The organism is Ruegeria sp. YTSA105 (assembly GCF_059610225.1).
In genome coordinates this window covers 1-10630 of sequence record NZ_JBXWNE010000026.1, presented here as the reverse complement: position 1 = coordinate 10630, position 10630 = coordinate 1, and the positions used below count along the sequence as shown (strand labels likewise).

Sequence of the window (10630 nt, the reverse complement as noted above, 5' to 3'; positions counted from 1 at the left end):
GACAGGTGCCCGAAGGTCTTCCTCTCAGCAATCGCCATCGCAGCTCTCGTCATCTATTGGCTATGAGTCCTGACCCTGGTTGGCTGGCTTCGATGTGCTGAAAGGCAACTCGATCCAATGCTAGCATCCAGGGCTAACGCCTGAGATCTGGCAAGTGTTAGCCCACAACGCACCCTCCAGGTAGCGGCCGCCGCCGTCTAGAGATCAGATTAGATGCCGTTCGCCATTTCTTGGTGCGGTGTGTTTGCGCGACGGGTGACAAACCAATGCTTTGCCCATTCGGCACAAAGGCCACGTTTAACCAGAAGCGCCCTTATATATTTGGATTAGTGGTTGGCGGTACTGGTTCTCAATAGACTTTATTATTCTGTCACTGGAGAAAACAACATTAATGACCAGCCCAAAATTGACAGGAGCATCCGGTGACGATCTCATTCAAGGGCTCGCATTTCCCAAAAGATGTGATCTTGCACGAGGCGTTTTTCTATCTGCGCTACTCAGTGTCGTATCGGGATCTGGAAGAAATCCTGGCTGAGCGCAGAGTTAAGGTTGATCACGCGACGCTGAACCGTTGGATCGTCAAATATGCGCCATTGATTGCCGACAAGGCACGTCGCCATAAGCGAAACTGCGTCCGCCTCTGCAACGCTCGATGGGATTGAAGTTGCGCAGATGATCAGAAAGGGTCAGTTCGGAGTCGGAATCTGCCCGGTCAAGCAGTTTACGAACCAAACCGTATGAACTTAGTAAATTCCAACCAGCCCTTACACTTCAGAGAATTTTGCGACAAAGCCGCTAAGATCATACCGAACTTGCGAATTCGGGCCAACGGCGGCTCTTCCCGCAATACGCGGCGGGAAGGGCAGAGTAGATGAACGGCAGATTCCTTTCGCGAGCTGTTAGTTCGTAGACCCGCCGATTTTGTGGCTGCGGCGAATGTCTCCTTTGATGAGCTGCAGCGCAGTGGTGGGACATATCTGCCAATGGCAAGTTCGGGCGGCCCGTTCATTTGCACACAGCGTCTGGCAAAATCGCAAAGGTCAGTTACAGTAGCCAATGTTCAAGCGCCCGCTTCAACACAATGCTTTGCTGCTACCTAACAGTTGCGTGAGATTTCGGGATAGGTCAAAAAAGTTATGCCCTCCTAGCAATCTCAATTCAATACTGAAGAATATGAGTAATTTGGCGGAGATTTAAGTGCGACTTAGCGTGGGCATCGCTGTGTCAATTCTGGTGGCTGTGTCTATCGGGGTGTCGACCTTTATTGTCCATTCCCTATGGTGGACGACTGCGCGCGACAATAGCCGAATGCTTGCAGCTGAAATCAACGGCCAGATCGCGAACACTGTCCGCATCGAGGTGGGGGTGACGCTTAGGTCGGCCGAAGCCGCTTGGGCCGCCGTTCGCACGATCTTTGTCCAGAACGTCATCGCGACGCGACAGGCCGACAAGCGCGAGTTTGTTTTTCTGTCGCAACTGCAGGCGCAGCCGAATATCTCATGGATGTTCTTTGGCTGGCCCGATGGCAATTTTTTCGCGTCGCACCGTCTAGGTGACGGCGGGCTTGAGATGATTGAAATCGACAAGGGGATCAGCGACCGAATGCTGCGGAAGGATCGCTATATCTTTATCCCCGGTGACATTCAGTTCGAGGAGCGGACCTTTACTGAAACATCCTATGATCCGCGCGAACATGCCTGGTTTGAAAACTTCATGGGGCTCAGCTCTGCGGGGTGGATCGAAACGCACGACCTTCCGGATAGTAAAAAAACCGTTTACGCCTTTGCTGGTCCGATAGACGTCAACCGAACGCGGCAAGGTGTTCTGGCCGTTGCAATCGAAACGGATCGTTTGTCACGTTTTCTCGCCACGCTTGCCCCCGGCGAATTCGGCGCGGCATTTATTCTGAACGCTGACGGCAAAGTTATTGCAGTACCTGATGCAGAAGCGGATGAGATTACCCCGGCGCGCATGGGCGAAGGGAAGCTTTATGAAGTTGCCATGATCTCAGGCGAAAGGTTGTTGGCAGATCCCCAAGCGAATGCCCAAGGCACGTTGACGAAACGTGTCGTCATCGACGGCGTGCCTTATGCGGTGGCGCTGACTCCACTGGGGTTTTACGGCTGGCGCGTTGCCACGGTCATACCCGAAGCGGCGTTTCTGTCGAGCATCGATGAAGCGCTGATAAACTTGATATACGTTTTGATCGGTGTGGTGATCGTCGCAACCGGGCTGGCGATCTGGCTGATCCGAAGCATTGTCGCAAATCCGTTGGCACGCATCGCCGAAGATCTTGGCAAAATCGAACGCTTTGACGTCGAACGCATTGAGCGCAGACCCTCCAGACTGTCTGAGCTTGCCAATCTTTCTGCGGCAACCGCGAGCATGGCCGCTGGTTTGTCCGCTTTCCGAAAATACGTGCCCACCGATCTCGTGCGTATGCTGGTTGCTGAGGGCATCAAGATACAGCCGGGCGGAGAAATGAAACAGATCTCTGTGTTGTTTTGCGATGTAGCGGGTTTCACAGGGCTGTCCGAAAAACTTGGCCCAAATATTGTCCAGCTGATGGAGCCCTTCTTCAGCGCAGCCTCTGCGGCCATTACTCAAAACGGTGGGACGATCGACAAGTTTATTGGCGATGCCGTGATGGCGTTTTGGGGGGCGCCGCGTAAAGATGCCAACCACGCTGAAAATGCTTGCCGCGCAGCGCTGGACCTTGTCGCTGCCGTGGGCGCGTCCGGAATTGAAGATGAGGCCGGCAACCCCCTACGCGTCAGGATCGGGGTGAACAGCGGCGAGGCTCTGGTCGGAAATATCGGATCAGAGCAGCGGTTGAACTACACCGCGATTGGTGATGTCGTGAACGTAGCCAGTCGGTTGGAAGGGGCCAACAAAGACTATGGAACGCTGATCCTGGTCGGGCCGGAAACGAGGCGACAGGCCGCTGACGCAATCGTGGTCCGTGAGTTGGACACGCTTACCGTGTTTGGACGTGTTGAAGAGCTGGTGGTCTACGAACTGATCGCGATGGCGGATGGGCGTGTTGGATCATTTGCCTGGATAGAGGCTTATGAACAGGGCCTTACACATTATCGGACAGGGCGGTTTGAAGAGGCCGTTGCCGCATTCGCGGCCGCAGACCAGGCGCGAAACGGAGACCCCGCCTCAGTCGCCATGATGGCCCTCGCCCAAGACCTGTTAGACAGGCCGCCAAAGGAAGGCTGGCGTGCGGTTACTAGCACCAACAAGAACCAGTAGGAAACTTCCGTTAAAGTTAAGGGGCTTCGGGAAAGTCCGACAAGTCTCGCGTTGTGTGTGCTCAGCGCCGGGGACTTCGCTCTCGCAGTGAATGTCCGGAAAGTGGGTTGCGACCGCGGCATCACCACCCGGTAGCCAATGTCCGGTTTGGGCCGTCTAGGAAAACGACCCTGTGGCTCTAAATTTCAAAAGCTTCCGCGATGGCCAATGTGCCCTCCAACTCTAGGCCAGAATACCGTACCGTCCTATCCATTTTTGTATGTTCAGGCAGAAGTCGCTTATTGCGCAGATTGTCAGTGTTTCTGCAGATCTGAGTAACCTTGGCTCACCTCTTAGAATGCGTTCCGTTGGTGCTCGCCTCAAGGTCTATGGGCTTCACCCATTCCCGGACAATCCGCACATACAGGCGGGTTGAGACGAGCGGGCGCTCATGAATAGCAGTAATTTACATGCCCGTCGTTTGCTAATTTCACTAATACTCTTAAGGTGAATGGAGCCTTAGGAGGCCTTAATGAAAAACCTAATTTTGATCTCGGTCTTGGCCGCTACTAGTACTGCGACCAGTGCCGAGGAGCAACGCATCGAGCTTAATAATTTCTATCCGCTTTCTCAGGAAAACTTTGACCTTGGTGATCATATTTTTCACATCTCCGACAACAAAGGAGGATTTGAAGTTATCGAAGGTCCTGTTGACGGCGGGCTTGCTCGATGCCTTGGATCGGGGTTCGGTTACCAAGATGGGACCAACTCAATCTCCGGAATATGCATTTTTGGTGAGGGCGAAGACACTTTCACGATGCGTTGGAAAGCAGGTGAAAAAGGCGCGGCAAATTCTTGGGAAATTATCGTCGGAACCGGGCGCTATGATGGGATGACTGGCGAGGGCATAGCCACGACGGACATTGTGTCGATGTACCAAGCACTACCTTTGAGGCGAACCCACATAGTAGGAACCGTGGAAATCCCTGAGTAAAATGTTGTCCCTGAGTTTATGACGGGTAGGGCCGTTGGATTGATCGTGGGAAGCAGGGCATGGGAAAACGTTACTGTTGCTCCAATGTTCGGTAGGTGATGGCGTCAGACATCATACACATCACAGAGAGCAGCATTTCGCGGTTGCCGACGCAATGTAAGCCGTCCCAACAAAGCGCTCTTACTTCGAGGCCTTGAGTTGTTCGTCCAGGTCAGAGAACGATGCGGCCCAGAATTCTGCCAGGAACGCTGAAACCTCCTGTTCTGAGATTTCCGACCTATTGCCCTCGGCATCCGTCGCTTGACCCATTGTGTATCGCAAGTCGGTGCCAGAGTTCGTTTGCGTCAGCTGATATGTCTCGGGCAAGCTCACCCCGGTGCGCGCCGGATCCTGGATGCAGGTCGAGAAATAGTCGAACGGTTCCCAATCAGTGATGCGATAGAAAAAGTCCGCCAATTCGTGAGAGCAATGATAGCCCGACCCATTGCCGAGACGCCCTTGTGGGCTGTCGACGGTGATTTCCTGTACACGGTTCATCCATTTCAGCTTTAGTTCCGGCGCGACCAATGCCTCCCAGACAACTGCAATTGGGGCATCGAAATGATGGAGGAATGTCCAAACTCCGTCTTCCTTGGTCAAGAAATGGCGTTCGCGGTTGGCACGCAAACGTTCCCAAGATTTAGCCAAATCGTAGACTTTCATCGAAACCTCGCCAAAATGTTCGATGTCCTGTGAAAACGGTTCCACTATGCCTTTGATATCCATGGCGTTTGCAGCGGCCTCGCTAAACAGCGCGTAACTGCGTACACCGGTGGCTTCAACAACGTTCGTCTTGGCCATTCGGTGGACCAGAACAACGTCGGCGCCGGAAAAGTCTTTTACCGGGCCAAGTTGCATTTCTTCGAACTGGCCATGATGGGTGATAACCTTCAAATCCAGCCCTCCGACATTGGCACACGCGTTGCAGGTACAGGTTGTGTTGGCAATTATGTCCTGCCGACGAAGAGCAAATGCGTTGTAGAGATTCTCGCAGATGGTCAGGAAGGTCTCGCCGGAGGGGAAATCCTGCCGGGTTGAATATGCCAGAACGGCATCGCCTTCGGTTTTCCAGAAATGGAGCGGATCACCCACCTGTTCGACCAGTACGCCCAGCAAGGAATGCAAAATCGGATTAGCGTGATCCATTTCCGAAGTGGTCAAAAATTGTGTGTAGCCGGAAATGTCGGCGATCAACAGATATCCAGTTTGTGTTGACATGGCACGCTCCCCAAAAGAGTGTTTGGCGCGGTTATTTTGACCTACAAAGGGTTCAAAACCACTTTGGGTCCAAATGCGCCATAGACGGTCATCATGGTGTGTAGGCTGGAGCTCAGACGCAAAGTTGCCGGTGAGAGCCCGAAGTGGTTACCAAGTTCCCGCAATACAGCCCCTAAATGGCGCCGCCGCTATAGCGACGTCACTACGCCCATCCGAGTTGTTTTAGAGAGTGCCCATCATTCCAGATTTTGGTCATTCGGGCGATCTTATCACCTTCAAATTCCATAACGTAGGCATAGTTGGTTGCGATTTCTTTGCCGGTGGCAGGAACTGGTCCACCTTCACCGGTTTGTTTGCCGCTGAATACTGCTGTGGCCGTTACGATGTTGCGTTCGTGATCAGTCGAGAATGAGGTGATGTCGTAATTGCCATCTGGGATTGGGGTCAAAATTCCCGCCGTCCAGGCTGTATAATCTTCGATTGTCGAGATATCGGCCAATGCGTCGGCTTCGCATGTAAAAGTGGCACCGTCCTGACAGTATGTCTTGCAGACGTTCCAGCCTTTGCCTGTTTCGCATGCATCAAAGAAGGCCATAGCCGTTTCGGAAATACTCATCGTGCTTCTCCTATCCCTGTTTCACTAGCGTCCAGCGCGTCGTTGCCTTCAATTCCGTCTGGATGGGATAGTTTTAGAACATTTATTTTAAAAAAACAATTTTAAAATAAATGAGGGATGAACTTCACTCGCGAATTTCCCTCATGATCAAGTCGTAAAAGTTTGGTATCACGTGCTTTTTTTCGTCGTGCCGCCCATACAAGACGGTCCCGTGAACGCAAAAAACCACAAAGCTTGCAAGCTGCGCTGTGTCCTTTTCCGCCCCGATATCTCCATCCGCCTGGGCATTACGAAGAGCAGTTTCAACCAATGACTCGACTTCTGCGCAGAACGCGCCCACTTGCTTTGCGGCTTCAGGACTTATCACATGCTTTTGTGCAAGGTGGTTCATCATCAGGCAGCCCTTGTATTCCGACTTGGCGGCCCCCAAAAAAACGTTTCGGAGAAACATTTCGACGCCCTCTAAGTTAGGGTTGTCGATCAAAATACGATAGCGCGGCCCGATAACATGATCGCGGTAATGATCCAAAGCTGCTGAGAACAATCCTTCCTTGTCTCCAAACTCCTTGTACATGCTGGCCGTGTTCAGCCCGGTTTCGCGGACAACGTCACTTATCGATGCAGCTTTGTAGCCGTTTTGCCAAAAAACACCCATGGCTTTTTCAACTACAGCTTCGCGTGAATATGATCTTGGTCTACCCATCGGAGCATATTAAAATGATCATTTAAAAATCGCAACACGTACCGTCTGAGCAAAATCAGAAGAAACCGTTACGAGGGTAGAATCTTCGTGAACTGCCACGATTTGCATGGTGCGCTCTTACATTCCAAATCGCAGGCAAGTAGTTGATTTGTCATTGCTCCGTGTAGCGAGAATGCTCCCGCGTTTTCTCAAATTGACGCCAGGATTGACCGCCTTTTTATTGTTCAAACCAACTGCAGAAAATGCGCGGCTCAATTTTCGCATTCCAGCGCGGCCTTCAATGACCGGTTCGATGAAATTCGCTGAGTGGCAAAGTTCCGATGGTCGAACGAGCATACCCTGACCTAGGCCATTTGCACGAGCAATGCTGCATGATTTACAGCCTGGTCGCGTATCCCTGAAAATGTGAATCCTGACGCGTTTAGGTATCTCTGTAACGAGCGTCGGCTCACTCCCATTTCATCTGCCACGCATTGGACCGTTGCCCTACCGTCTCGTGCCAAATCGAGCTTTGGTTCGGGATTGAATGGACCACTCGTGGCGCGCAGATGTTCGCGTAATCTCCAACGTAGAAATTCGACCTATTTGAGTGCAAGGTAATTACGGGCTGCATTTGGAGGAATACGTTTTGATGGAATCGAATTCTGACTCTGGGACTTCCTCAGAATACTCCAAAGCGGTGGAGGGCTTTGATCTGGACCTCGCAAAGTCTGTCTTTCTCGGCAATTTCAGCGGCGGGATCAATGCATGCGTAGAATGTTGTGATGCCCATTTGCAGGGCAATCCCCTGGCATTGAACTGGATTGCATTGGACGGGCACCATGAGACCCGCAACTTTGTAGAGTTGCGCGATGAAGCTGCGTGCTTCGCCAATTTGCTGAAGAAACAAGGCATCCGACCCGGCGATATCGTGGCGGGTCTGTTGCCGCGCACCCCGGATCTTGTGACAGTTGTTCTAGGCGCCCTCCGAGCTGGTGCGGCCTATCAGCCTTTGTTTACAGCCTTTGGGCCAAAGGCCATTCAGGACCGTTTGACCATGAGCGGAGCGAAGCTGGTTGTGACCGACGCCGCGAACCGCAATAAGCTCAATGGAGTGGAAGGTTGTCCGCCTGTCGCGACGATAGCGGATACGCGACAAGAGGTTGTTGGGGGAGACATTGATTTCCGCCGGATAATGGTCGCGCAATCGCCTGAGTTCGCCCCGGTTTTGCGGAACGGCGATGATCTGATGTTCATGATGGCGACCTCTGGAACTACAGGTCCCGCAAAAGGAGTCCCCGTGCCCCTAAAGGCGCTGCCTGCCTTTAGATCTTACATGGTCGAAGGGATCGGTCTGCGGCATGAGGATGTTTTCTGGAACATTGCCGATCCGGGCTGGGCCTATGGTCTATACTATGCGTTGATCGGCCCGCTACTGTTGGGTCATGTAACCACTCTGGTCGAGGGACCATTCACAGTGGACAGTACATATGACGTGATTTCGAGATTGGGTGTGACTAACTTTGCAGGCGCGCCCACTGCGTTTCGATTAATCATCGCCTCCGGAACCGAGCGCGCGGCACAGCTGCGCGATCAGATCCGCTGCATCAGCAGCGCAGGCGAGCCACTGAACCCCGAAGTCATCCGCTGGTTCGAAACCGAACTGAATGCGCCGATTAAAGATCACTATGGGCAGACCGAAACGGGTATGCTGGTGAATAACCATCACGGCCTCGAACATCCGGTTCGTCCGGGATCGGCCGGCTATGTTATGCCGGGATACAGGGTCGAGGTTCTGGCCGAGGATGGCAGCATCGCCGATTTCAATGAGCTTGGTCAATTGGCCGTCAACATCGCGGATTCACCTCTCTTGTTCTTTAGCGGCTACCTGAACAAGGGCAACAAATCGATCGAGAACGGATACTATCTTACCGGGGACACTGTGGAGCGGGACGAACACGGATGTATCACTTTCGTAGGGCGGAACGACGACGTCATCACCTCTTCGGGGTATCGCATCGGACCGTTTGACGTTGAAAGCGCCCTGATCGAACACCCTTCTGTGACGGAGGCGGCAGTCGTAGGCGTGCCGGACAAGGAACGGACCGAAATAGTGAAAGCGGTGGTCGTACTGGCGGAAGGCACAGAAGGTAATGAGGCGTTGGCTGCAGAGCTGAGGGATTATGTCAAACAGCGCCTTTCTGCACACGCCTATCCTCGGCTTATCGAATTCGTCAAAGAACTGCCGAAGACACCCAGCGGCAAAATTCAAAGGTTCCTGCTCCGAGAAGCGAGTGTCGGCGCCGCTTGATCTAGCCTCTCGAAGGCAAGCTTCGTCGTTCAAATACATGGCAATTCTGCTGGGCAGCGAACGGCGACTTAGTCCGCACTGTGTGAATTGACCGTTCCAGCCTCGCTGCGCTGCACCAATGGCCGGTTTCATCGCCGCGTCACAGCGCCAGATTTCGAGCGCATGCAGCATTTCTTCCGTAGCGAGCGCGCACCGCGAAAAATCACAATGACCGGGTTGGGCCGTTCGTATCGATAACGATAATGGGAGCCATTATCGTTACTGGTTTGCACTCGCAAACTTATCATTCACCTGCACGCAGTGCTGTATTAAGTGGTCGGCTACGGCAACTTTTGCAGGTATCGAGGTGGCGCACATGATCCGCAAAGGCCAATTCAAGCCTGGACTCTGTTCATTCAAACAATTCGCTGAGCTGACCGTCTAGCTCCAATCCGATCGTTAAAACAGCTCGTCGTGCTCAAAATTTTGCAACAAAACCGGCTACGTCCCGATCGGTGAGTGACTTTGGGCTGCAATCTGTTTTTGTAGCAAATCCCGAGCCTGCCGTCTCGTTACCGGGCTCTAGGTTTCAGCCGACATATCGGCTTCCACCCAGAACACCCCAGCATGATCTCCCTGACGCAGTAGTCCCTGAACCGTCTCTTGTGAGCCGGCGCAGGGGTTTTGGGTCATGGTCGGTCCATACCGTGGTGATCTTCCCATTATACCGGGTGGCCTTTCAGTATTGAAGCGCAGCAGTTACCGGCATTACATCGCAGCCGGACCTAAATTCTCCCGCATTCCAGAATAGCTAGCATTCAGCTGGGCTAAGATTGCCAAGTGGACAAGCGATATCATAAATAATTTCCGCAAAACCCTCGATGATAACCCCAAACCCTGCCGCGACAATGATCACGGAACCAATGAGGTATCGACCATCTTCTTCAACTTGACCAGGCATTTGGTTTTCTTGAATTGACCCCAATTCAGGCGAATACCGTCTTCGATTGCGTATCCACCAGTATCAGTTCCGATCACATTAACATCCGACAAATCCCAGCTCCAATTCGGGTTTATTGCGGGATACTGCTGAGTGGCGGACAGGTTATTTTGACCCAGATGGCGCTCTGAAGGTAAAGCGAAGCCAAAGCCGGAAGAATTGGTGGTTTGGTAGGTATTGGCCATCCCATCAGCGTGATTGACTGTTTGCGAAACTGATGAGTGAACTTTGTGCGCAAACCCGCGTTGGCTATGGTCACGCAACGGACCAGCGATGGACGTTCCGGCACTCAGGACAATGGCGAATGAGGTGACGGATGTAATCAGTGTCTTTTTCATTTCTTGGTCCCTCTAGGTTGAGCGTGTCTGATACGCTGTAGGTGGAACCAATTTGGAAATTTGAGGTTCGGATTTATTGCGCTGACAGGTCAAGGTTTTGAGAAAGGGCTTCAAGTTGACGCCTATCCCCGCCAGCATGAACTAGGGTCAGGACTCATAGCCAATAGATGACGAGAGCTGCGATGGCGATTGCTGAGAGGAAGACCTTCGGGCACC

The 10630-nt window shown here is 52.7% G+C and carries 7 protein-coding genes and 2 pseudogenes; 5 read left to right on the top strand and 4 right to left on the bottom strand.

The window, feature by feature from the left end; genetic code table 11:
- Positions 1 to 422: 422 nt before the first annotated feature.
- The 3 genes and pseudogenes from AC2FH2_RS19595 to AC2FH2_RS19585 form a co-directional block, all read left to right on the top strand.
- Positions 423 to 626, top strand: a pseudogene (locus tag AC2FH2_RS19595) (IS6 family transposase); the annotation flags it as partial.
- A gap of 571 nt (positions 627 to 1197) precedes the next feature.
- Positions 1198 to 3258, top strand: a complete 2061-nt coding sequence (locus tag AC2FH2_RS19590; RefSeq protein WP_496824972.1) for an adenylate/guanylate cyclase domain-containing protein — start codon at positions 1198 to 1200, stop codon at positions 3256 to 3258.
- A gap of 511 nt (positions 3259 to 3769) precedes the next feature.
- Positions 3770 to 4231, top strand: a complete 462-nt coding sequence (locus AC2FH2_RS19585) for a hypothetical protein (protein WP_496824970.1) — start codon at positions 3770 to 3772, stop codon at positions 4229 to 4231.
- 180 nt (positions 4232 to 4411) lie between these two features.
- Here AC2FH2_RS19585 and AC2FH2_RS19580 read toward each other — a convergent pair whose 3' ends face one another.
- The 3 genes from AC2FH2_RS19580 to AC2FH2_RS19570 form a co-directional block, all read right to left on the bottom strand.
- Positions 4412 to 5488: a DUF2652 domain-containing protein gene (locus tag AC2FH2_RS19580; RefSeq protein WP_496824968.1), complete on the bottom strand. Its 1077-nt coding sequence runs from the start codon at positions 5486 to 5488 to the stop codon at positions 4412 to 4414.
- Positions 5489 to 5690: 202 nt separating this feature from the next.
- The gene (locus AC2FH2_RS19575; RefSeq protein WP_142640397.1) at positions 5691 to 6104 is read right to left on the bottom strand and encodes an ester cyclase; all 414 of its coding nucleotides are present in this window, start codon (positions 6102 to 6104) and stop codon (positions 5691 to 5693) included.
- Between the two features lie 124 nt (positions 6105 to 6228).
- Entirely contained in the window at positions 6229 to 6759 is a 531-nt protein-coding gene (locus AC2FH2_RS19570) for a TetR/AcrR family transcriptional regulator (protein ID WP_496814697.1), read from the bottom strand.
- 679 nt (positions 6760 to 7438) lie between these two features.
- Between AC2FH2_RS19570 and AC2FH2_RS19565 the strand changes: the two genes are divergently transcribed.
- Both AC2FH2_RS19565 and AC2FH2_RS19560 read left to right on the top strand, forming a co-directional pair.
- Entirely contained in the window at positions 7439 to 9097 is a 1659-nt protein-coding gene (locus AC2FH2_RS19565) for an AMP-binding protein (protein WP_496824966.1), read from the top strand.
- Positions 9098 to 9413: 316 nt separating this feature from the next.
- Positions 9414 to 9521 (top strand): annotated as a pseudogene (locus tag AC2FH2_RS19560) (IS6 family transposase); the annotation flags it as partial.
- Positions 9522 to 9988: 467 nt separating this feature from the next.
- On the opposite strand, the gene AC2FH2_RS19555 reads toward AC2FH2_RS19560, so the two are convergent.
- The gene (locus tag AC2FH2_RS19555; RefSeq protein ID WP_496824964.1) at positions 9989 to 10414 is read right to left on the bottom strand and encodes a hypothetical protein; all 426 of its coding nucleotides are present in this window, start codon (positions 10412 to 10414) and stop codon (positions 9989 to 9991) included.
- Positions 10415 to 10630: the final 216 nt, after the last annotated feature.

What these genes read in the sequence shown, in the direction of transcription:
- AC2FH2_RS19555 (WP_496824964.1), bottom strand. Translation starts at nt 10,414, where the DNA reads ATGAAAAAGACACTGATTACATCCGTCACCTCATTCGCCATTGTCCTG.
- AC2FH2_RS19585 (WP_496824970.1), top strand. Translation starts at nt 3,770, where the DNA reads ATGAAAAACCTAATTTTGATCTCGGTCTTGGCCGCTACTAGTACTGCG.
- AC2FH2_RS19575 (WP_142640397.1), bottom strand. Translation starts at nt 6,104, where the DNA reads ATGAGTATTTCCGAAACGGCTATGGCCTTCTTTGATGCATGCGAAACA.
- AC2FH2_RS19580 (WP_496824968.1), bottom strand. Translation starts at nt 5,488, where the DNA reads ATGTCAACACAAACTGGATATCTGTTGATCGCCGACATTTCCGGCTAC.
- AC2FH2_RS19565 (WP_496824966.1), top strand. Translation starts at nt 7,439, where the DNA reads ATGGAATCGAATTCTGACTCTGGGACTTCCTCAGAATACTCCAAAGCG.
- AC2FH2_RS19570 (WP_496814697.1), bottom strand. Translation starts at nt 6,759, where the DNA reads ATGGGTGTTTTTTGGCAAAACGGCTACAAAGCTGCATCGATAAGTGAC.